24 protein-coding genes are annotated in these 23,377 nt (G+C 36.2%); 3 read left to right on the top strand and 21 right to left on the bottom strand.

The window, feature by feature from the left end; genetic code table 11:
• Positions 1-33 precede the first annotated feature (33 nt).
• From NMG63_RS03975 to ulaG, 15 genes are all read right to left on the bottom strand, one after another.
• Positions 34-657 carry an ATP-binding cassette domain-containing protein gene (locus tag NMG63_RS03975; protein WP_238000287.1) on the bottom strand — a complete coding sequence of 208 codons (624 nt, stop codon included), beginning with the start codon at positions 655-657 and terminating at the stop codon, positions 34-36.
• Positions 654-2,816 (bottom strand): bacteriocin-associated integral membrane family protein, encoded by a 2,163-nt coding sequence (locus NMG63_RS03970; RefSeq protein ID WP_254006408.1) that lies wholly within the window; start codon positions 2,814-2,816, stop codon positions 654-656. The genes NMG63_RS03975 and NMG63_RS03970 overlap by 4 nt, the downstream gene beginning before the upstream one ends.
• A 78-nt stretch (positions 2,817-2,894) precedes the next feature.
• Positions 2,895-4,289 carry an aspartate ammonia-lyase gene (locus NMG63_RS03965; protein WP_254006407.1) on the bottom strand — a complete coding sequence of 465 codons (1,395 nt, stop codon included), beginning with the start codon at positions 4,287-4,289 and terminating at the stop codon, positions 2,895-2,897.
• Between the two features lie 35 nt (positions 4,290-4,324).
• Positions 4,325-5,692 carry a class II fumarate hydratase gene (locus NMG63_RS03960; RefSeq protein ID WP_238000289.1) on the bottom strand — a complete coding sequence of 456 codons (1,368 nt, stop codon included), beginning with the start codon at positions 5,690-5,692 and terminating at the stop codon, positions 4,325-4,327.
• The gene (locus NMG63_RS03955) at positions 5,692-6,873 is read right to left on the bottom strand and encodes an NAD(P)-dependent malic enzyme (protein WP_013852882.1); all 1,182 of its coding nucleotides are present in this window, start codon (positions 6,871-6,873) and stop codon (positions 5,692-5,694) included. The genes NMG63_RS03960 and NMG63_RS03955 overlap by 1 nt, the downstream gene beginning before the upstream one ends.
• 209 nt (positions 6,874-7,082) lie before the next feature.
• Positions 7,083-8,069, bottom strand: a complete 987-nt coding sequence (locus NMG63_RS03950; RefSeq protein WP_254007443.1) for an IS3 family transposase — start codon at positions 8,067-8,069, stop codon at positions 7,083-7,085.
• On the bottom strand, positions 8,042-8,746 hold the full coding sequence (locus NMG63_RS03945) for a helix-turn-helix domain-containing protein (protein WP_254006375.1): 705 nt from the start codon (positions 8,744-8,746) through the stop codon (positions 8,042-8,044). The genes NMG63_RS03950 and NMG63_RS03945 overlap by 28 nt, the downstream gene beginning before the upstream one ends.
• Positions 8,747-9,041: 295 nt before the next feature.
• The gene (locus NMG63_RS03940; RefSeq protein ID WP_254006405.1) at positions 9,042-10,574 is read right to left on the bottom strand and encodes a leucine-rich repeat domain-containing protein; all 1,533 of its coding nucleotides are present in this window, start codon (positions 10,572-10,574) and stop codon (positions 9,042-9,044) included.
• Positions 10,575-10,770: 196 nt separating this feature from the next.
• Positions 10,771-11,502 carry an L-ribulose-5-phosphate 4-epimerase AraD gene (gene araD, locus NMG63_RS03935; protein WP_003773399.1) on the bottom strand — a complete coding sequence of 244 codons (732 nt, stop codon included), beginning with the start codon at positions 11,500-11,502 and terminating at the stop codon, positions 10,771-10,773.
• A complete protein-coding gene (locus tag NMG63_RS03930) occupies positions 11,486-12,352 on the bottom strand; it encodes an L-ribulose-5-phosphate 3-epimerase (protein ID WP_003773398.1) in 867 nt (288 codons plus the stop codon). Before NMG63_RS03930 ends, araD begins: the two co-directional genes overlap by 17 nt.
• The gene (locus NMG63_RS03925; protein ID WP_254006404.1) at positions 12,349-12,993 is read right to left on the bottom strand and encodes a 3-keto-L-gulonate-6-phosphate decarboxylase UlaD; all 645 of its coding nucleotides are present in this window, start codon (positions 12,991-12,993) and stop codon (positions 12,349-12,351) included. The genes NMG63_RS03930 and NMG63_RS03925 overlap by 4 nt, the downstream gene beginning before the upstream one ends.
• Positions 12,986-13,297: a PTS sugar transporter subunit IIB gene (locus NMG63_RS03920; protein ID WP_013852879.1), complete on the bottom strand. Its 312-nt coding sequence runs from the start codon at positions 13,295-13,297 to the stop codon at positions 12,986-12,988. The genes NMG63_RS03925 and NMG63_RS03920 overlap by 8 nt, the downstream gene beginning before the upstream one ends.
• Positions 13,294-14,778, bottom strand: a complete 1,485-nt coding sequence (gene ulaA, locus NMG63_RS03915; protein ID WP_013852878.1) for a PTS ascorbate transporter subunit IIC — start codon at positions 14,776-14,778, stop codon at positions 13,294-13,296. The genes NMG63_RS03920 and ulaA overlap by 4 nt, the downstream gene beginning before the upstream one ends.
• A gap of 19 nt (positions 14,779-14,797) precedes the next feature.
• Positions 14,798-15,241 (bottom strand): PTS sugar transporter subunit IIA, encoded by a 444-nt coding sequence (locus NMG63_RS03910; protein WP_161636558.1) that lies wholly within the window; start codon positions 15,239-15,241, stop codon positions 14,798-14,800.
• Positions 15,242-15,256: 15 nt separating this feature from the next.
• The gene (gene ulaG, locus NMG63_RS03905; protein ID WP_254006403.1) at positions 15,257-16,327 is read right to left on the bottom strand and encodes an L-ascorbate 6-phosphate lactonase; all 1,071 of its coding nucleotides are present in this window, start codon (positions 16,325-16,327) and stop codon (positions 15,257-15,259) included.
• A gap of 156 nt (positions 16,328-16,483) precedes the next feature.
• Between ulaG and NMG63_RS03900 the strand changes: the two genes are divergently transcribed.
• Entirely contained in the window at positions 16,484-17,272 is a 789-nt protein-coding gene (locus NMG63_RS03900; protein WP_013852877.1) for a DeoR/GlpR family DNA-binding transcription regulator, read from the top strand.
• 99 nt (positions 17,273-17,371) lie between these two features.
• Here NMG63_RS03900 and NMG63_RS03895 read toward each other — a convergent pair whose 3' ends face one another.
• Complete coding sequence (locus NMG63_RS03895) at positions 17,372-17,788, bottom strand: bacterial Ig-like domain-containing protein (protein WP_254006402.1); 417 nt, start codon at positions 17,786-17,788, stop codon at positions 17,372-17,374.
• On the opposite strand from NMG63_RS03895, the gene NMG63_RS03890 reads away from it, so the two are divergent.
• Positions 17,781-17,948, top strand: a complete 168-nt coding sequence (locus NMG63_RS03890; RefSeq protein WP_254006401.1) for a hypothetical protein — start codon at positions 17,781-17,783, stop codon at positions 17,946-17,948. The two genes, NMG63_RS03895 and NMG63_RS03890, sit on opposite strands and share 8 nt — an antisense overlap.
• A gap of 517 nt (positions 17,949-18,465) precedes the next feature.
• On the opposite strand, the gene NMG63_RS03885 is transcribed toward NMG63_RS03890, so the two are convergent.
• The 3 genes from NMG63_RS03885 to NMG63_RS03875 all read right to left on the bottom strand — a co-directional run bounded on the left by NMG63_RS03885 (position 18,466) and on the right by NMG63_RS03875 (position 19,761).
• Entirely contained in the window at positions 18,466-18,849 is a 384-nt protein-coding gene (locus tag NMG63_RS03885) for a GNAT family N-acetyltransferase (RefSeq protein ID WP_238000297.1), read from the bottom strand.
• Positions 18,850-18,896: 47 nt separating this feature from the next.
• Positions 18,897-19,313, bottom strand: a complete 417-nt coding sequence (locus tag NMG63_RS03880; protein WP_013852875.1) for a hypothetical protein — start codon at positions 19,311-19,313, stop codon at positions 18,897-18,899.
• A 250-nt stretch (positions 19,314-19,563) separates the two neighbouring features.
• Positions 19,564-19,761, bottom strand: a complete 198-nt coding sequence (locus NMG63_RS03875; protein WP_003773387.1) for a YwbE family protein — start codon at positions 19,759-19,761, stop codon at positions 19,564-19,566.
• A gap of 212 nt (positions 19,762-19,973) precedes the next feature.
• Here NMG63_RS03875 and NMG63_RS03870 point away from each other — a divergent pair, with 212 nt between their 5' ends.
• A complete protein-coding gene (locus NMG63_RS03870; protein WP_013852874.1) occupies positions 19,974-20,816 on the top strand; it encodes an aldo/keto reductase in 843 nt (280 codons plus the stop codon).
• 99 nt (positions 20,817-20,915) lie between these two features.
• On the opposite strand, the gene NMG63_RS03865 is transcribed toward NMG63_RS03870, so the two are convergent.
• Positions 20,916-21,551, bottom strand: a complete 636-nt coding sequence (locus tag NMG63_RS03865) for an ABC transporter ATP-binding protein (protein WP_062810464.1) — start codon at positions 21,549-21,551, stop codon at positions 20,916-20,918.
• A gap of 483 nt (positions 21,552-22,034) precedes the next feature.
• Complete coding sequence (locus NMG63_RS03860) at positions 22,035-22,913, bottom strand: hypothetical protein (protein ID WP_254006400.1); 879 nt, start codon at positions 22,911-22,913, stop codon at positions 22,035-22,037.
• Positions 22,914-23,377 lie beyond the last annotated feature (464 nt).

The following is a 23,377-nucleotide window of genomic DNA, read 5'->3' as shown; positions in this document are numbered from 1 at the left end:
AGCGTGAATAAGCGACAGTTGGCGTCGTCTACTTTAAGTTTCTAAGTAAATGACATTGTCTGCTTGCGCAATCAAATCAGGATCATGTGTAACAATCACTAAGGTTTTCCCGAGTTTTTGTAATGTTTTTAACAGGTCAAATATTAGATATTTATTTGCCTCATCCAAACTTCCCGTGGGTTCATCTGCAAGAATCAAATCGCAAGGTTTAAGCAATAAGCGTGCTATCGCAATTCGTTGTTGTTCACCACCAGAACATTGGTAAACATATTGATCAAGAATATTGGGAAGTCCTACTTGTTTTAATGCATCAATCATAGCGTCTTTAGAATATTTATACCCTTCCATTGCTATTTTCAAATTGTATTCAACGGTTTTCTCAGGAACCAGTGCGAAATTTTGAAATAAGTAACCGATGTGTTTCCGTAACATCGTGGAAGCACTTCGTGAGAATGGTTTAAGATTTCGTTGATCTAGAAGGGTTACATTACCCGAATCGGGTACATCCAAAAGTCCCATAATATTTAAAAGTGTGCTTTTTCCAGAACCTGAGGGTCCCGCAATAACGGTAAAACTGTTTTGATGAATCTCAAGAGAATAATCTTTGAGAATCACACGGTTTCCAAAAGTTTTCGTAATTTTATCGATTTGAATCATCCTAAATCTCCTTTCAATAAATACAACATAACTTCTTTTTCAAATTTTCGAATCTGATATATCATCCACATTAAATCCGTAATAAGCACTACAAGTGATAATACGCTGAGGCTATACAATGAAATTGCAGGATTCACTTCTGTAGCCGTAATACTACGATGAATAAGCGTGAAACCATACCCAAGCACTAATGACATCATGTTCCATAGCACAAGCTTACCATAGCGCTTTAAACGATATTTCCCCTGTAAATACTGTACGGATACTTCCATACCTTTTAAATCAATAAACATTTCAAATATTAACGTTGAAAATAAGATCATCAATGACACGGTTGCACCAAACATTGCATAAAATTTAAACTGTTGATGTTGATACAGGGTCATCGTAGTTTCATACGCATCTTCCAATTTTGTAACTTCTGGCATATCACTCCACATTGAAATTGCTTCAATCATCGCGTCAAACGATGCTTGATTGGATTTAGAAGTAAATACAGAACCATCCCCAATCCATTCCACAAACATTGAGTCGGGTGTAACCACAATTAGAATGGGCGCATTATCACGGATACTTTTTTGAGTGTTATTGTAACTTATGGCTGCGACAGTAGGCGTTTTTCGAACCGGAATGGTATCCACTTTAAAGTGTGGAACGGCCATATCATCACTGCCTTCAGGTACAAGCAATGTGTTCGCTTCCAGTCTGCTTACATAAAGTTCATGACCATCACGGGTCATGATGGATTCATGCGTTAACGCATTTCGATTTGTAATGATATATCCAAGGTCATCATGACGATCTACCATTGCTTCATTGTTGATATATGATAAGCCATAGCGTTCCACCAATTCAAAAACTTGCACATTAAACAAATCTGTTTCAACCGAAGTCGTATCGTAACCATAATTAATTGAATTGATCATCATTCCTGATTGCAATTCAGGTTTTCTAGAAACAACGCTTTGATAACGACGAATGTTTTGATATGTATCATAGATTCCAACCAACGGAATGAGTAAGATGACGACCGCAACGATTTTAAAACTCGGAATGACAATCTGCATAATTTTAGATTTTGTGCGTTTCTTTAAAAATATACTTTTTACGGTAACGGTTTGAAATATGAAAAACAAAATGGTTGTAATGATGACAAACCCGATATAAATTGCGGTGAGAATAGCTAAATTCCGGAAATACCGTAAAGAAACAGTATTCATAAATCCAACGTTATAAATACTTAGTCCAATCAGTGTTCCCATAAACAAACCAATATAAGCCATCACGGGTTTCATAAAGATTCGCTTAAAAATAAGAAGCGACCGATTCCCATGAAGGTAACGAATGGTAATTTCACGATTTTGTTCCATGTTAATCATCATTAGAATGGTGAATAAGGTACCAATCGTTAGGATTAATAATGAGTTAGGAAACTCAAGTGGATTTGTAAAAGCATTCAGCTGCATGAGTTGATCAAGAATTTGTATTCCTGTATTATCAGTTGTAATAATCATGCCGCAATAAGCATTCGCACTGACATCTGAACAGGGAAAATATGGAAGCAAAAATTCATTGTAGTAATCAGTTTTAAATTGAGTTACCATTTCCGGTTGCACAAATACTTCCAGTCCGACAATTAAGTTTTCGGTCTTATTTTCTGTCTTATTCAAAAAGTGAAGCGGATAATAGTTTATCTCTGGATTGTATGAATCACTTTTAGGTGGTTTATCATTTCGATTAAACGGTAGTACGTATGCATACGCCTCGCTTTGAAGCGTACTGTTTGAAATAAATCGATATTCTTCTTGTGATTTAAAATTAACATCATCAAGTCCTCTACTTAATTTTAAATGATTCCATGCCACACTTTGATCAGTATAAACATAGAAATTATTGGTATAACGATCTTGAATGTTAACCAAGGCGTCGTAATCGTGATTTTGTAAGAACGTTATAAGCGCCTTAAGAAACGATGCTTGATCTCCTTGAAACCGTTCCATACTCAAACTCATCGTTACCGTTTGGATTGTTTGGTTAAGTTGTTCTTGTTTATAGAGCGTGCTTTGACTTGCTTTATAACCCCGATCAAACTGTGTAAAAGTAATACTAAACAAAAGCAATGCCGTCAAAATTGTGAAAATCGAACCCAATTTCCGCATAGAATCCCCCCTTTATTTTGTGAAAAAACACAGGTTTAAGACACTGTGTTTTTTCATCTAAAAAATCCTTTTTAACGCTTATCGCGGATGAATCATCGATTCTGGTTTTAAAGCTTCATCCACTTCAGCTTCACTCATCAAACCTTGTTCAAGCACTAATGTCTTTAGTGATTTGTTTTCTTTTAGAGTTTGTTTCGTAATTTCAGATACTTTCTCATAGCCAAGATACTTAACGAGTGCTGTCGCCATCGCAAGAGAGTGTTCCACATAATCTTGAATGCGATGTTCATTGACCTTAATGTCTTGAATTGCGTGGATGCGTAAGGTTGCGCATGCATGCCGTAATATCTCAAGCGATTCAAACAGGTTATCGAATAGAACTGGTTCAAAAACATTCAATTCCATTTGTCCTGCTTCAGCCGCAAGAGTAACGGTTGCATCATTACCAATCACTTGAAAACATACTTGATTCACAACTTCGGGAATTACTGGATTAACTTTACCCGGCATTATCGAACTTCCCGGTTGTTTTTCTGGTAAAAATATCTCATTAAACCCTACCTTAGGTCCTGATGCCATCATACGGATATCATTACAAATTCGTGACAATCCCACTGCAAATGTTTTTAATGAACCATGGACATTCGCAAATCCATCCACATGTTTGGTTGCATCCACTAAATCTTCTGCACTCACAAAGGATTTACCCGTTATACGACTTAAATGCGTTACAGCATGTTCACGATATCCTTCTACTGAATTGATACCTGTACCCACCGCAGTAGCACCTAAATTAATAACTTGCATTTCACTGAGTGACTGTTTTAAACGTTGAATATCACGACGTACTACCGACTCATAACTATGGAAAACTTGACCCATTGATATGAGGACAGCATCTTGTAGATGGGTGCGTCCAACTTTGATGATGTTACTAAATTCAAGGGCTTTCGCATGAAATGTATCAGCAAGAAAGATCATTTCTTCGACGAGTAACAGTCCTAAATTTAAAACGGTTAGTTTTCCTGCCGTTGGAATGATATCGTTTGTGGATTGCGCCCGATTTACGTGATCGTTTGGGTGAATGTAGTCATAGACACCAATGGGTCTATTTAATATTTGAGCTGCCCGATTTGCGATAATTTCGTTCACATTCATATTCATAGACGTTCCTGCACCACCTTGGATTGCATCAGTAATAAAGGCTTCTTTGTACTTACCACTGATAATCTCATCACACGCAAAAACAATCGCATCACAGCGAGGGCCATCCAATTCCCCCACCGATTTATTCGCAAGCGCACATGCTTTTTTTACTTGCGCTAACGCTAGATACATCATGTCATTAACACGTCTACCTGTAATCTGAAAATTTTGGAGTGCACGTACTGTTTGTGCACCATATAAAGCATCTTTTGGAACCTTAACACTTCCTAATGAATCATATTCAATCCGAACATTTTGGTTTTTCATACCGATCTCCATTTTGTATTTAAGTTTTAAGTGATTTAATCCGGTTGTATCATTTTTTGATAATCAAAGAATGCATCAAATTCATCGTCACCCATAGCACCAGACTCTACCACAACCGTTTTTATACTTTTTCCCTCTTGATGGGCTTGATTCACAATTTTCGCAGTGTGATCGTAACCGAACTTACGGTTTAAAAATGTTGCTGTCATCAGTGATTTGTGTAGGTTATCTGACATTTTTTCTTTATCAACCTCGATCCCTTGTAAACAACGAAGGTTAAAGGAATTAAGTGCATCTGAAAGTAAACAAATTGATTGGGTAGTGTTATGAATAATTAACGGCATGAACGTATTCAACTGAAAATTACCCAAAGCCGCACCGACTGTGACCGCGGTTTGATTTCCCATAACTTGGGCACACACCATCATTAAAGCTTCACACTGAGTTGGATTTACCTTCCCAGGCATGATGGAACTACCGGCTTCATTTTCCGGCAAAGAGATTTCTCCCAAACCACAACGTGGTCCACTAGCAAGAAAACGAATATCATTCGCCATTTTCAGACTATTTGAGGCAATGGCTGCAAGAGCACCCTGAAGGAAAACAAAACTATCTTTAGAACTGATCGCATGGAATTTATTGACAGAAGGTCTAAATGATTCGTGATACATTTGGTTAAGTTCATCACAAATTGCTTGATCAAAACCTTCATAAGAATTTAAACCCGTACCTACCGCTGTTGCTCCCATTGCAAGTGGCTGTAAGGATTCAAGACACTGATTCAATTGGTCAAGACCCTCTTGGTACATATGTCGCCAAGCACCAAGCTCTTGGCCAAAAGTAATCGGTGTTGCATCTTGAAGATGTGTTCGACCGGTTTTCATCACAAGACCATATTGATCAATCAGTGCATCAAAGGTTTCAATCATACCCTCCAAACTTGGCATGAGACTGTTTTTTACCAACAATACCGTACTGATATGCATTGCACTTGGAAAGATATCGTTGGAACTTTGTCCCTGGTTCACATGATCATTGGGATGAACGTGATGTCCGTGAAATCGTGTATTCGCAAGATGAGCAATCACTTCATTCACATTCATATTTGTTTGGGTACCACTTCCGGTTTGCCATATTGAAAGCGGAAATGCTTCCTTCAAGTCACCATCTAGAAGATAATCACACGCTTCCACAATCACTTTAGCGATATCCTCATCCATTTTATGATGAAGGCGGTGTACTTTGGCTGATACTTTCTTTAATACAATTAAAGCTTCAATCAATGATTCAGGCATCGTTTCTTGACCAATCGGAAAATTTTGTAAGCTTCGTTGTGTATTAACACCCCACAACGCGCCTTCAGGAATATCAATTTTTCCAAACTTATCTTCAAATGTTGACATTAGTCCTCCTTTACAACACCTGTTTCAAGCGCTTTTTGCGCTACTGCTTGAGATACTTCTTCCACAACACGAGGATCAAGGACACTTGGTATAATATACGTTTCCTTGAGTTCCTCTGTACAAATGAGTGATGCAATGGCTTCTGCAGCCGCAAGTTTCATGGGGGCATTAATTTCTGTAGCTCGAACCGACATTGCCCCTTTAAATATTCCTGGGAATGCAAGAACGTTATTGATTTGATTTGGATAATCCGATCGTCCTGTCCCTACAATACGAGCACCACCTTTTATTGCTTCATCATAAGGAATTTCTGGATTTGGGTTGGCAAGTGCAAACACAATCGCATCCTTAGTCATTGATGCAATATCTTGTGATGTTAATAGGTTCGCAATCGACACACCAATAAAGATATCCGCATCAACCAAAAGGTCTTGCAGCGTTTTTGCTTCGTTATCTTCATTCAAATACTGATATAAAGCTGAAACAACTTCATCATCAGTATCTTGATGTGTTGGTGAAATAATGCCTTGACTGTTGACTGCATAGAGATGTCTTGCGCCGTATGCATAAAGCATTTTGATAATAGCACTCCCTGCTGCACCCGTTCCTGAAATCACAATCTTTGTATCTTTTAAATCTTTCCCCACCAAACGACATGCATTAATAAGTCCCGCAAGAACAACAATCGCCGTACCGTGTTGATCATCATGGAATACGGGTATCGAGAGTGTTTTTTGAAGGCTTTCTTCAATGAGAACACATTCGGGTGCCTTAATATCTTCAAGATTTATTGCTCCAAAAGATGGTGCTACCATCTCACAAAATGAAATGATTGCTTCAGGAGTTTGCGCATTAATAACTAATGGAATCGCATTTAAACCCGAAAACGCCTTAAAAAGCATTGCTTTTCCTTCCATTACGGGAAGTCCTGCTTCTGCGCCAATATTTCCTAAACCGAGGACTGCAGAACCGTTACTAATCACAGCGACCGTATTGCCCTTCCATGTATAGTCATAGACTTTATTGAGATCTTCTTTTATTTGAAGACAAGGCTCTGCAACGCCTGGAGAATACAAAAGTCTAAGGTCCTCTTGTGATATTACAGGTTTTTTAATATTGACTTCAATTTTCCCTTGAAGTTTTCGATGTAATTCTAGTGATGAATCTTTTAATTGGCTCATACCATACTCCTTCTACTTTTTCTCTATTTTATCACTTTCACCAATTAAATAGGTTAAGGCTATGTGTAAATCAAAAAGAAAGCAATTCTGAACAACATGTTTATACAAAAAAAGCCCGCAGCAAAGGCTGAACTGCTCCCTGTCAAGTAGACAGGTGAAATAAATAAAATATCCAAGATGATTTATCACTTTATGATGAATCATCTTTTTTATGCTACAAGTGACTGCATTTGTTTTTCTCTAATGTTTGACCAGTAAGCTTCAATCTTCTTGTTAGTTGGAATCGCGTAGACTACAGGTGTCTCTGTTCCTAGCGCTTCAGTTCGAACCATCATTGGTGTTTTGTTTTTGAAGCGTTTCTGAAGTCTCTTGTTGTTATAAAAATCAATATACACTTCAATTGCTTTCTTCAATTCGCTTCTTGTACTGAATTCATTAGGGTAGTACATTTCTGATTTGATTGTTCCCCAAAATCCTTCCATAGGACCATTATCAATACAATGTCCCACTCTAGACATACTTTGCATCACTCCTTGATCTTCTAGCTGTTTCCTAAATGCCCTACTTGTGTATTGGAATCCGCGGTCACTGTGAAATAAAGGTTTTGCCTCTGGATATCTCGCGATAGCTTTATGATAAGTATCAAACACAAGTTGATTATTGTTCCGATCACTTATTTGATACGCCACAACACTTAAATCATAAAGATCAATAATCGCACTGAGATATAGTTTCTTACTTGAACCTTTAATCTTAAATTCTGTGACGTCTGTCAGCCATTTTTCATTCGGTTTTGCGGCAAAGAAATTTCGATTTAAAATATTTTCAGCTGTGATTTCAGGAGTGCTTCGTGAATATTTTTTAGACTTTTGACGAATCACTGATTTCACCCCTAGCATCTTCATGAGTCTATGAATCCTCTTCGAGTTATATTGAACGCTATTCAACTCATTGATCCAATCCGTCATGCGTCGATAGCCTAAGATATGTCCAAATAGTTCATCATAATCAAGAATGAGATTGCAAAGCTCATGATTTTCAATTTCATTGCTTGTTTCAACACGATGCGTCCATTTATAATAACTACTTCTTGCGATTTTAAGTACCTTACACATCCACTGAATACTCCAGCCATGTTTATGATGTAGTTCCTGCACTGCGAGATACTTTACTTCTTGTTTTGCTTTGGAGAATATCGCCCCCTTTCGATTTCCTTCACTTTTTTTAATAGAATGTTCTCGCGTTCTTTCAGTTCGAGTTGTCTTTCAAGTAGTTTTACTTTACGTTCTAAACGTTCTTCATTACTAAGTTGATCTTCTTGTTTTCGCTTGCCACGTTTATCAAGAAGACCATCATCTCCCAATTCGTTATACTTTTTCACCCACTGATAAACCTGAGCATAAGAAAGTTCATAGCGCTCAGCAGTCCCCTTATAATCGTAGTCATGTTCAATACAATATGCGACAATTTCCTGACGCTCCTCAATTGTTGTTTTTCTACCTTTTGTCATATAGACTTCTCCTTTAGGATCGTAATCCTTTATAGTTTCAAGTCTATTATACTTTTTTATCCATCCGCGCAAAACCTCATGGGAACTTATACCATATTTAATACTAATATCTTTAAGAGAACCTGCGCCTTCAAGATAATCCCTAATTGCGGATTCCTTGAGCTCTTTCGAATAACTTTTGTTTCGATCTTTATCTGAAAAAACTTCAATACCATAAGTTTGATACTTTTTCACCCAACTACGTAATGTACTAGAATCAATAGATAATTCTTCAGCTATTTCTGGTGCACCTTTTATGCCATTCAAATATTCATTAATTGCTTGTTCTTTTATTTCGGCTGGATATTTATTCTTTCTCCCCATAGAAAAAGCTCCTCCTTTTTTGTAGTGCCCGATTTTATTTATTTCGGGTGTCTACTTTAAGGGGAGCTTATCAGGCTTACGAGCTTTTTCATTCTAAAAGTTTAAGATCTAATTACGATTTTTGATAACCATCAATGCCATGCCTGGGAAAACAAATATTGATCCGATATGATTATCTGAAATTCCGGTTTTCGCCAAAGTCTTTGGTTTGGGTTGGTGTTGAAAATGATTGGTGATATCAGCACTTCCCTTCCATCCATAGTTTAACAGAAGTCAGTTATCTATTTTTAAGGCGTTACTTACATGGGCGATGGCGTACAGATCTACAAACGAGAAGTAACATACCAAAGACAATTAAGTAATGTGAAACAGTATCACGTTCGCTAACGCCCGTCAACGGCAAGGTATTTGGTTCTACCTTATTATTTGTTGTCGTTTTGGATTTATTCGCAGATTTTGTTTCAGGTGGCATCACTGAGTGGGATTTATCCTCGTGTTGTTGTGGTCGATTTTGGGTATCTAAATCATGTTTTGGGGTGTTCTTTTCCTCTTCAGAAGTCTTTGACGTGATCACAATTGTTACTGGATGAGAAACCACATGTCCCGATTTAAAAACGACATTAAGATTGCGCTTGAGCGTACCTTCAACATCATAGTCGACCGGTACATCCAACGTCATTGTTTGAATCTCTGGATGATCCTTTAAAAGTGACTCAAACAAATACGGATTTCCTAAAGATGTCGTAAATTCTTGAGGTAAATTTACTTCGGGCATTGGTTGCAGCGGAATAAGCGGGCTCGTTTTCACAATACGACCAATTTTCAAGCGACCCGTCATCATTTTTTCTCCATCACTCAAATCTTTTTTTAAGAATCGAATCTCTTGAACTAAATCAAGATTTTTAAGCGTAAACTGATGATTTTCATCATCATATTTGATTTCATCCGAAAAGATATCTGGCTGAATTACGTGTCCATCAATCCACTTAAATGGATTCTTAAATGAGTACACACCTTCATGTTCTAAAAGATCAACTTCCGCAACTTGATCAAATGCTTTCAAGTCCGTAACTGAACTTGGGATATGACTCAAATCAGAGATTCTATTTTTGGAAAGATCAAGTTCTTTCAGTTGCAGTAACGTTTTCAATGAATCTACATTTTTCAATTCATTATTTTTGAAATTCGCAAAGACAAGACGGTTTAGTTGGTCTACATCTGGCAATGATTCAAGCCCCAACGATTCAAGCGTCAAATATTGGAGTTGGGGATGATTAAGACTCAACGTCCTTGGATTAATCCGTTCATCCCGAACGATAAGACGTTCAAGTTCCTGGTAACCACTCAGAAAGTTCGCATCTTCCATTCCGGTATTTACCATCGATAAATCATGGATTGTGTTGGGCAAACGCTCTGGATTAACGACATTAATATTTTGAAATCCAAGTTGAGTAAGATGAATACTTTTCAGAACATTCGCATCAAATTGGGTATCATTTTTCTTGAACTGAGTAATCAAGAGACTCTTTAATTCATTTAAGTGCTTTAGTGGTGTAAAGTCTTGCACTCCCGAATTCATAATCATCAGTTTCTTTAAGTTTGGAATGTATTCAAATTCAGCTAGACTTTTGGTATTGCGAACTGGAAATCGATTTAAATCCTCTATTCCCTTTAAAGACTCTAAATCAAAGGCATTTTCTTTTGATTTCAATGCCCGTTGGACGGCATTTCGAATCCCTTCATCCCCGAGGGTAATGGATGTAGCATGTACAGGTATTTGAAACCAAAACATGAATGCACACAGTAAAACAACAATTTTTTTCTTCACGTTATCCTATCTCCTTCATTCTAAATGCAAAGCATTCGCATTTAGAATATTCGAATTTCGCTACGAAGTCAATAATTTTTATTAGAATCTACACAAATTTTATTATAATTTTCTTTTTCATATTCTTCACGTAAACTCAATTTTCGTTTGTATCTACAAAAAAAACGAGAACACGATCGTTCTCGTTAAAGATACTTTATTTCAAAATATCGAAATCTTGGCCATAGTAAGCATCACGTCCATGTTTTCGTTCATAATGTTTTTTTAGAATATAGTCCGGTAAATGCGATGCATCTTTTACTATCGTTTCTGTTTGGCAAGCCATAGTACAGATAATTTCTAAAATATGACTATTCATAACTGCTTCTTTAGCACTTGTACCCCAAGTAAAAGGTCCGTGACCATTAACAAGAATACCAGGTATCGCCATTTCATCTAAATGGCGCTCTCTAAATGTCTCCACAATTACGGTACCCGTATTTTTTTCATAATCTGTCGCCACTTCATTTTCCGTTAAAAACCGCGTATTTGGAATATCGCCATTAAACGTATCCGCGTGAGTTGTACCATAAGTTGGCAAATCACGCCCAGATTGGGACCAACTAACAGCATGAACACTATGTGTATGAACCACGGAAGATATGGAATGAAAATGTCGATACAATTCGAGATGTGTCTTTAAATCCGAAGACGGTTTGAGCTGACCTGACTCCAATGAATTTCCTTCAAGATCTGTAACAACCATATCTTCACGACTCATTTTGTGATAATCAACGCCGCTTGGCTTAATAACCACATACCCCTCAGTGCGATTCAAAACACTAACATTACCCCATGTTAATGTTACAAGGCCTTGTTCAATCAAATTTCGGTTAGCTTCAAAGACTTCTTCTTTAATTTTGTTTAAAGTTTCACGATTCAAGGACATATCCTGCCTCCTTAAGTATTGGTTTAATGTATAACAATGCTTCTGTTATCGAACGAACGGGATTCTGATCAGACTCACTCCACATTTCTAAAACAAAACTTCCTCGATATCCTATTCGAAACAAAGTTTTAAAATTAGCTAGAAAATTAACATCTCCTTCACCAAAACGTACATTTTTAAAGACACCGGTTGTTTGTGGAGAAACTTTAACAACATCTTTAATATGGATTGCTGCAATAGCCGCAATATTTTGTTCCAATTCCTGACCAACATCATTCCCGGGCCAAGCCGAAAGATTCCCAATATCAGGATAAACTTGTAGCCAAGGAGATGGTATTTGTGATTTGATGGCATTATACTTTGTAATTGAATTGATAAAAGGATCATCCATAATTTCGATTGCTAACATCACTTGTTTGGAAGCGGCAATTTCGACACATTTTTTTAAGTTACTTATAAAGTATTCTCGTGTTAGTTCAGACTTCTCTTCATAGTAAACATCATAACCAGCAAGTTGAATTGTACGAATTCCTAACATAGATGCTATTTTAACGGCTTTCTTCAGAATAATGAGCGCATGATGTCGTGTATTAGCATCCAAAGAACCTAAGGGATAGCGACGGTGTGCACTTAAACAAAGCGACTGAATCCGTATATCTGTTTTATCCATAGCATCAGAAATCTCCCTAAGTGTTTTCATATCCCAATCCAAACGATCTAAGCGCGCGTCTGATTCATCAATAGAAAGTTCTATATAAGAAAATCCTAGTTTTTTTGCAAGTTCGAATTTTTCGACCCAAGAAAGATTAGGGGGCAGTGCTTTTTCATAAACTCCAAGTGCAGTCATCATGAATCACACCATAGTTCACTAATTTTATTTTGAAATGCTTGCGCACGAGTTCCAGGAGATTCGGATTCTGTAATACTGCGCCCTACAATAAAAGTACCAATGTTCATTCCTTTGAATAGTTTCAAGGTCTCTAAATTGAGCCCTCCTGTCACCGAAATCTCAAATCCCATCTCGATTAATTTTTGGATTCTTTTCAAATCAGATTGTTCCCAGGATGTTCCTGAAAAAAGCGCATCACGACTTTGATGATAAATTAGATGTTTTACACCACATTGTCTCCAATTTACCGCCTGTTCCATGGTCCAGTCACCATATAATTCAATTTGAACTTCATCAATCTCCCTAAGTGCTGCTTTAATGGTTGGAAGCGTTGCTGAGCAGATACATGTCATCCAAGTAGCACCATTATCTTTGCAATTTTTGGCCACAGTACCGCCAGCATCTGCACACTTGGTATCCGCAACAATGATTTTGTCAGGAAACAATTTTCGTAGTATACGCGTCGCTTGCATTCCCGTCTGAAGTAGCATAATTGTACCTGCTTCCACAATGTCTACAGCACACCCTACTGCGACTGCAGCAGCAATTCCATCTTCAATATTTGAATAATCCAAAGCCACTTGTAATCGCGGTCTATTCATTACAATTGTTCTCCTTCCCACTTAGATATGACGCCAACACTGATGTCACTTCTGAAATAGACATCACATTTTTAATGCCAAAAACTTTAACATTGTGTTGATCTTGAGCACGATCGAACATCGAAACGAAATTCAATGGAGTAAAAACGACATCATAATTTTTTGCTGTGTTCTTACCTTCTGAGACCGCTGCTTGATGAATCAATGTGATTGGTTTATTTAAATCTTTCATCGCCTTCTCCACAGTCTTCTTCAGCATTAAACTTGTACCTGATCCATTACCACAGGCAACCAAAATTCTCATGATTGCACCCCCTCTTTTTTAAATTTTTGTTTATAACCTTCATAATCTTCCGTTATTAAGAAGTATGCATGAGGATTTCTTCGATATTGAAGCTGAGGAATCAGAACTAAAATAAAAATTACGACAAGAATTCCTAGATATCCCAGTGTTTTCATGATTATCGTAAATCCTGGCCATACAGTGGCCCAGTCAAACATACCTAGATAACCACCATATTGAGAAAGACCAATCCAAGAAGCAAAAAGTGCTGATCCTAAAACTTGAATCATTCCCGAAATAAATGGGAAAATTACAGCCGGTTTAATGCCACCTCGATGATTTGCATATGTTGCAATGACAGCATTATCAAAAAACATTGGAATAAATCCCGCAATGACAATCGTCGGTGCTTTTAGGACAATGAGTAGTATAATCATTAAAAACTGACCCAATGCACCAAATAGAAATCCGAGTGTTACTGCATTTGGTGATCCAAATGCGAAATTAGCAGCAACATCAATCCCTGGTACTGCTCCCGGTAAAAGTTTATTTGCAATCCCTTGGAAAGATTCTGTTAACTCAGCAACAAAAGTTCGAACGCCTAACTGTAAAATCGAAAGATAAACCGTAAAATGTAAGGCTGATTCAAGGATATAGAACAAAAAGTTTTTATCAGCAGTAATGAATTCATTTTCGACTAAGTAAGGTTTCCCAAGAATCAATAAAATCGAACCAAAAAACAGAAGCATAAGAAGTGATGTGGCTACCATGTTATCATTAAAAATTGACATAAATCCAGGTAACTTTATATCTTCAATACGCTTTAACGATTTCGAATTATCTTTAGGTTTAAAATATTCTGAGAGTTTCGAAAAAATAGCGACACCAAACATTTGTTGGTGAGCAATAGCAAATCCGGCTCCCTCTGTAAGTTCTTGCGCATAATCAACAGTTAAATTTGAACCCACAGCCCAATACAATCCCAAGATAATCGACATCACAACCAGTACTTCAACGCGTCCTAAAAATGGATAACAAAAGAGAATAATCCAAAATGCAGTAGAAGCCTGCTGAACTTGCACATTTCCAGTCGTAAAGACTGCGCGCATTTTTGTATACTTTTTCAATCGAACAAGAATAATATTTACAATAAATGCAATCAGAAGGAGCAACATTACATCACTAAAATGACGTCCAAATGTTGGTTCAACACCCGCCGTAATTGCATTTTGACCAAAATAAGGATCAATAACCATCGCATCTAAATTAAAACGATCTTTTAATCCAACCAAAATTGGACGAAAGTTTTTAATTAATCCCCCCGACCCTACAGCAAGAATAAAATATCCAACTGTTGCTTTTAAGAATCCAGAGATACTCTCATAGAGTGGACGCTCAAGTAAAATATACCCAATCAAGACAATAAATCCGATTAAAAATGCAGGTTGTGTAAGAATATTTTGTGCAAAAAAAGACCAAACATTCATTGCAAAATCTAACATAATAATGTACCCTCCCCTTTTAAATTAATTTTTCAAAATCCATCATATTATCTATTTTCATCAACGTCTCTATTACGGATTCATCACTCAATAATTCCATTAAATTTACAATATTATCTAAATGCTCTGTTGCGTCTTTTGCTGAAACTGTAAAAAATAAATTTGCTTCTTTAACATGATTGTTTTCTGGAAATTGTATTGGCTCTTTAAACTTTGTAAAGGCGATACCACTTTTGTTGATCTTAAACTCAACCGGCGATGCATGTGGCATCGCAACATGGGGTAAAATTATGATATAAGGACCATATTTTTCAACACAATCAATAATGCCCTCAACATAGTCTTCACCAATATAATCATGTTCAAGTAATTTATGACAACTTAATCGAATCGCTTCTTTCCAATTACAATCAGTTCTATCAATAAATTGCACTAAATCATTTTCTTTAAAGTACTTTAACATAAACCAGTCCGACTCCTAAAGAAACGACGGATAAGGAACATCTGTATCATTTTCGAAATGATCATGGAATCCTCGATCAAACATAAAAGCGATATGATTTGTATCTTGTGGATAACAATATTCACCTCCTACTTGCCAAATAAACGGTTTAAAATGGTATTTTAATCGATCTTTCTTAAAATTCCATAACGTTACAATTTCATGCGGATCTGCCCAGAAATTTGTCCAAATATCATAGTGGAGAGGAATAATAACTTTTGTTCGAAGCGCTTCTGCCATGCGTAATACATCTGAAGAAGTTAATTTATCATGGATTCCTACCGGGTTTTCGCCAAAATTTGCTAATGCGACATCAATCTTGTGTTCTTTCCCATGTTTCGCATATAGAACAGAATAATGAGAATCTGCACCATGATAGATGTTACCACCTGATGTTTTCATTAGAATATTTACAGCAATATCGTCCATATCTTGTGGAAGTGATCCAGCTAGAATTTCATCGGGATTCTCTACCGTAATTAAGGCAGTATTATCAAATGAGTCTAGAAATTCAAGTTCGACGCTACCAACTTCTAAAACATCATTCGGTCTCACAATACGAGTACGTTCCTTCGGAATCCCCCATTTAATCCATGTTTCCACAACTTTTTTAGGGCCAATAAAAAGTGCATTAGGACAGTTTTCAGCTACAACTGCTGCTGTTACTAAATCAAGATGATCTGAGTGAATATGGGAAACAACAAGTGCATCGACCCCCTGAATTTCAAATGGATCAATAACAAATGGAACATTTCTACGATTCGGCTGTATTGCCTTTACGCCTGCCATACGCATCATTTGATGTCCTTTCTTCATCATGCCATTCCCATGTGTTCGTTTTCCTGTCCCAGACCACATATCAACTAAAATGTTCGTATTTTCATGTGTTTTCAACCAAATACCAGTACATCCTAACCACCACATTGAAAAAGATTTTTCTGGAACTTCCGTCTCTGCAATCTCTTCATTAAGCCATGTTCCCCACTCTGGAAATGTAGCTTGAAGCCATTTCTCTTTTGTAACATCATGAATATCATTCATATACATATCGTCTCCTTCTGTTTTTTACAGTATCATCATACTCCGGTGAGAAAGCGCTTACTAGTCCGTTATGTGTTCATTTTATTTAATTATATGTTCGTACTAACATTAATAACAAAAAATATAGTAATTATGTTATCATATGAACATAGGAGGTGCTTTATGTATAAAAAAAGTACTCAGGATGAACTTAAAACTCGAAGAACCACAATCTTAAATCTTTTAGCTGAAAATAAATCAAGAATGCTGACTACAGATATAGCTGATTATTTGGGAGTTTCGGAAATGACTGTAAGACGTGATCTTCAAACACTTGAGCAAACCAATCTTGTAACACGATTTCACGGTGGTGTTCGCTTGAATGAACTTCCTAACCATAAAAACACAGCTCACTGTGACATATATCTTGAAGGACTTAAAACATCCTTAGCACAACGAGCTGCAACCTACATACCTTCCGGATCAACGATATTTCTCAATTCCAGTTCTACTGCAGCTTCAGTTCTTTCCTATGTCTGCCAGGACAATCTTACATTAATAAGCAATAATTTACGATTGGCTACAATGAACCTACACTCGGGGATCACTGTAATCTTGACCGGCGGAGAGATTCGTTCTCATAAAGAGGCACTCGTTGGTGATATTGCATTGCGAGCACTTGAAAAAGTCCAAGCAAATATTGCGATTATGGGATGCTCTGGAATCAGTGCACAACATGGAATATCAACAAACAATATTCATGAAGCAAATGTTAACGCACGAATGATTCAGAATGCACACGACTTGGTTATTGTCGTTGCAGACCATCGTAAGGTTGGCAATGATACTAACTTTAATGTGACAGACCTCTCCCATGTCGATATCTTAATCACGGATACATACGCTAATACCCAAAGCATTCGGGAAATCGAAGAGCTTGGAGTTCAAGTACTTCAAGTTTCCTCGGATTAAATCTACTCGAAAATCTGAGTATTTTTCAAATTGGGATTACTACTTTTTTATCTTTTCATAATTGAAATCTTATACGTGTTTTTAAACTTACTAATAATACTAGTTCGTATTACGCTTTGCTTTTATCGCTTCTAAAACAAGTAACAAGGCACCAACGCCAATGACCCCATCACCGAAGTAGGATTTTGAAATCCCCGTATTAGTAGGAATTGGATCTTGTGTTTCAGGATTCTCATGAATTATCGGTGCGTTATCATCAATAACACGAACTGTAATCTCTGCATAAGTATTATTTTCATCACTACGTGACATAGATTTTAGGCTATACATAATCGTGTATTCGCCTGCATGTTGTGTGTCTACAGAAGCTTTGACGTCAATGGTATCCAGTGAAGACTCGATAAAATTCCAGTCTTGGTCCCTTGCGGACATTAACTTATCTTTAGCATTCCACGTATCACTCACATGAATCGTCGAGTCTTTTACGTTAATACGCGTTAAGTCTTCTTTGACCACAATCGTGGCGCTTGCGGAAGTGGATTCATATCGATCGTTAATTAAATACGTACTCGGATTAGTCGTATCAACAACCCCATCAACAATAATGTCATCAAAAGCAGTAATTGAATTTAACGGATTGTTTCCAATTTATAAGAAATCAATGGCATCAAAATGAGCAAGTGCACTGATGTCTTCGATTACATTGACACTTAAAATAATGATTTCCATTACAGTTTGTATCATTTAATTTAAATATGAAATATCACTAATTTTATTTTTTTGCTGCGCCAAGCGATCTTAAATGAGCAAGGCTTGAAACAATCTACAATTCCAGTTTAAACTTCTCTTATTTATTCAACAATCCGAGCATTATATCTCCCCCTACCCTTACCAAATACATTAATTATTTAATGTAGAATATTAAACTGATAATAGTGTGTGATTTAACATCACACCACGTAAATACATTTTCCAATGCTATTTGTAGCGTTATTTTGTAATAGTTTCAATCTCTACGGTATTCAATCTATTTCCAAAACCGCGATACTTTTGATACAAATAAGTGTAAGGACAAATAAAAAACTCACAAGTCTGTGAGTTTTTTATTTCGTTCTGCTTAAGATATGCTCATCGTGTTCGTTTGATAATTAGAGCATGTTTAAAATCCATACCGAGATCTTCAACATATAAACTTAATAATTTTTGGTAATCTGATGCACCCCAATCAAATCCACATGTGAAGCTACACGCTCTTCCATAAACTTAAACAATCCTTGTCCAACCTTTTGATTTCGATAGGGTTTCGAGACAAACAATTCATCCAGTTCGAAAGCCTGCTCACCAACTTGGTTGTAGGATGTCGCTTGTGATAATGTCTTAATTGTTCCTAATGCATAACCAATTATCTTTGTTTCATCCGTAGCCAAAAATAATTCTTTATCCTTATAATAATCTTTCGTATTGGCACTGTAAGCCGTACTGCATTGTTCCTGATCCCACTCTATGGATAGATTAATGAGTGCTTCAAGTTCAAATTCATTGAGCGTTTCAAAATTAACATATCGGTATATAATCACAGCATCTACCTCCTAATTTTCAGTTATAGAAATATTAAAATCTAAATTTACTGATCAAAACCATAATATACACCCAAGAGCGATCTCAAGGTTTCCAACTCATCAAAACTCGATAATTTTGTATGATACATCTTATTGTCTACATCCATCAAATTATAGTTTGGTGAGAGTTCAACGACAACATCATCTCCATCATAAAAAGTAACCGTTATCGGCATTCCATAAATCACAAAAAAACGATGTCGACGTTCGAGTTTTATTTTGGAAGTAAGTTCAATTACTTTTTGAAAGTTAGGATCAGATTTTTTAATCTCAACAACATCATCAAAGTATCGTGTACTGATCCGTGTAATATTTTGTGTCTCGAGTTGATCAATTTTACGTTGACTTAAAAAACGATCACCCACTAGAGCAATAATCGTTACGATGATTCCTACCCCAAAAATCTTTATAAGTTTTTTCATGTTCTCCCCACTCCCATTATCCATCAATATCGATTCATACGACATTAATTTATTCGAATTGAAAGTTTCGCTTCAAGTCAAGAGGTTAATTATCTTAAACCTCATGACACTCCCCGACTCACATCGATTATCCGATGGATATGATTAAATCATTATCTTCTTAAACTCATCATATCATACCAAACCAAAATAATCCGACCATTATCCATCGAATCTAAAGAATAAAAAAAGATTTCAAAATGAAATCCTTTTAGTCTTCTAAAATTTCTTGGACGCGTCCCACTTGTCCGTCAGCCAACATTACTTTAATGCCATGTGGATGATGTGAACTGTTTGTAAGAATACGGTCTACATACCCTTCTGTAAGCTTTCCTGTACGTTGGTCTTGTTTCAACACAACATTAACATGGGCACCTATTGTTATATCTTTACGATTTTTTCCGTTCATGTAATTCTCGCTTTCAATTTTCTTATTAATATTATACCATACCCACTCCTATGCTATTCAAAACAATCGACATCTTATCATCATCGATGCTTATTCAATAAAGTTCATAATTGATTACCAAGGTAGATGTTCATCTTAATTTCATCTTAGTTTGATGTATATCCATGCGCTATCAGACCTAAAACTGATATACTTTATCCATGGAGGAACCTATGAAAAATACATATACTTTAAATAATGATTTAGAAATTCCTGTAATTGGTTTTGGTACATGGCAAACACCGGATGGCGAGATTGCGGAACAATCCGTACTCGATGCTCTTGAAGCTGGATACCGTCATATTGATACTGCTGCCGTATACGGTAACGAAGAAAGTGTTGGTCGTGCAATTATTAAAAGTGGCATTCCCCGTGAAGAACTTTTCATCACTACAAAACTTTGGAATGATGCTCACTCTTACGAAGATGCTTTAGAAGCCTTGGATCTATCATTGAAAAAACTTCAATTAGATTATGTAGATCTCTACCTTATTCACTGGCCAAACCCACTTCCACTTCGTGACACCTGGGAACAAGCAAACGCTGAAGCATGGAAAGCAATGGAAGAAGCTTATCGTACCGGTAAGGTTAAGAGCATTGGGGTATCTAATTTCCACCCACATCATCTTGACGCACTTTTAAAAACAGCTGTGATTAAGCCAAGTGTGAATCAGATTTACTTAAGTCCAAGTGACATGCAAGAAGAACTTGTAGCATACAATAAAGCACATGGTATTCTAACCGAAGCATACAGCCCCCTTGGAACAGGTAGTATCTTCGAGGTTAAAGAACTACAAGAAATCGCTCAAAAGTATAACCGCACAGTAGCGCAGGTTGTTCTACGTTGGTCGATTCAACATGGTTTCTTACCTCTACCAAAATCGGTAACTACAAGTAGAATTATTGAAAACCTTCAAGTATTTGATTTTGAATTAGATCAAGAAACGATGACTTTCATCGACTCGTTAAAAGGGACGGCGAAAGTTGCACTCGATCCTGATTCAGTAGATTTCTAAGATTTAACGTACCCAAACATATACAAAACACGCTCTTTTACTGACATAATTTCAGTTGCATGAGCGTGTTTTTTTTATCAATGTTTTATTGATTGGCTCTTATGCACAATCAACCATGATATTTTTATCTTGTATTGTTAAGACGGTATCTGCAAGGTGCTCGATATGTTGATACTCATGGCTTGTGAAGATAATGATTCGGTCTTCATTGATATATCTTTTTATTAAATCTACGAGTACCATCGTTGATCTTTTATCAAGAGCATTAAAGGGTTCATCTAAGAGTACGAGATTTGGTTGTTCCATGAACGCTTGAATAATTCTTAACTTTTGTTTCATTCCTAACGAATAAGACTTATAACGCTTGTGAATATTGCGCTCCATATCGAAAATTTGAATTAATTCGTTAAGGAAGGTTTTATCCGTTTGTTTACGAATATTTATCAAGTACTCGAGATTCTCCATACCTGTGTAATTTTTGATGAAATGCGAATCATTAATTAAAACGCCAACACTGTTCGGAAAATCACGGTTTACACCTAATGTTTCACCATACACATTGATTGATCCTGAGGTGGGTTTAGAATAGCCACACAGCATCTTCATGAGTACACTTTTACCAGACCCATTCTCTCCAACGAGTCCTACAATCTTACCCTTCGGAAGTTCCAAAGAGATGTCTTCGAAAATTTCTAAATTTTTAAATCGTTTCGATACATTTCTTATCTTAATCATAATATTCTCCAATCTTTTTTGAATGACCCCAGTATAAAAAAAGAGTCATAACAATGAAACATATGTAGATTGAGATGTACCGTAAATTGATGTCATACATGCCAGGCATCACAATCCAATGATACTTGCCCCATAATTATGGCGAAGGAGTTCTTTAAATATATTAAAAATAGGTAGAGCCAATAACGGATTATACTTTTAAATCGTGATATCATAAACACAGGAATTGACGTTTCCTGTTCGCTTACGGTATCTGTATAGAGAAACAAATAATATACAGTCAGATTCTATACCCCCAAAATTATGATATCTTTAAAATAGAGTCCGACTCTGCTGAAAGCAGCTTGATTCATGAGATATACCCTACACTCTTCGTAAATTTAGAGTCAATGAGAATTATCAAATTACACATTAATCAGTTGTATAAAAATGATGGACAGTAACGGGAGGACCATAATACAAGGTAAGATTTGTTTTATTTTTCTAAACTTCATAACGACGACAACTTATAAAGTACAAAACTACTGCTGTGATAATCGGGACCATCAATGACGATAGATACATAAGTGTATTAGGATAACTATAAGCTCCTGAAACGATCACAGCTGATGGATCGAACATATATCTAAAAACAGAGTCATTGGGGATAAATAATGCACTTGCAATTGAAAACGCAATAAAATATATTGTAAATGCTATTGAAGCCATTGGTAAATTACGAAGATAAGAGGCTACAAAACCATATGCGACACCATAAATTAATGGAACAATAAAGAATACAAATATTCCCCATAATAAGTGATACAGCCTACAGTGGTTTAAAAAGAAATCTTTAGGTAGCCACTCAATAAAAAGTTTAACTGGAACTCCAAATTGCATGTCATCGACAGTAACTTTACTTCCCACAAAAAATGTGAATATATAAAACAGCAAATATCCCAAAAAGATTGCTGCTGAAACTTTTAGTGATTCTCCAATATTTTTTTTAAGCATGAACTTCGAATGACGGTCATAACGATAGCGCTCAAAAAAGTACTCATTATTTTTCTTCAGATAGATATTTATCCCAACAATAGTGATAAATAAAGGAAGTAATAATTGAAATAAATTTGTGCCCCAAATCATCATACCTATATAAGATCCAACACTATGATGGAACAATGTCCACCAGTTTGTTTCTGGGTCATACTCGAGTGCGTCTATACTCGTAAGTTGGAAACCGTTTTGGTATCCCTCCCAAAGTCTTGAAAGAGTACCATATTCGCTTTCAATTGAGATAAAGAATACAGATGACGAAAGTAACGCAATAAGAAGGTAATCAGTGTTCTTTCTTACAAATTTCGGTAACATTCTATCAATCATCACTTCATCTAAGGTCTTCAAAAACCTGATACACAATTTTTCTTCTCATAATCATCCTCCTTTTCTTCTGTGTACGCATAAAATATATCATAAAAAAATTCGATTTTTTACTCCATTATTTCGTATTATTCACACACTTTTTTTGTGAATTTAATTGACTTGTCGCATATAATATATCAATTCATTTTACTTTCAAGTGTCTCTACTTTATTCGTGTTCTAGGAGCTTACACTCTAGATTTTTCTTAATTAACAATGAATTGATTAGTAGTCTATTATTTCTTTGTATTATCTCAAAATTGAATCTTATTTGTTATATTATAATTGAATTATTTGTTCAAGCACTTTTCATTTTATTAAGATAAAGCAAAAGTTCTAAGACTTGTGTCTCGAATAGATTACATCAACTTATACTGGAGAAGTAAATATCTAAAAAAAAGAACTAACGCCTAATTAAAACAGGTG

It is taken from the genome of Erysipelothrix amsterdamensis (assembly GCF_940143175.1).
GTDB classification, from domain to species: domain Bacteria; phylum Bacillota_I; class Bacilli_A; order Erysipelotrichales; family Erysipelotrichaceae; genus Erysipelothrix; species Erysipelothrix amsterdamensis.
The sequence above is the reverse complement of the archived record's forward strand: the minus strand, read 5'-3'. Positions and strand labels throughout refer to the sequence as shown.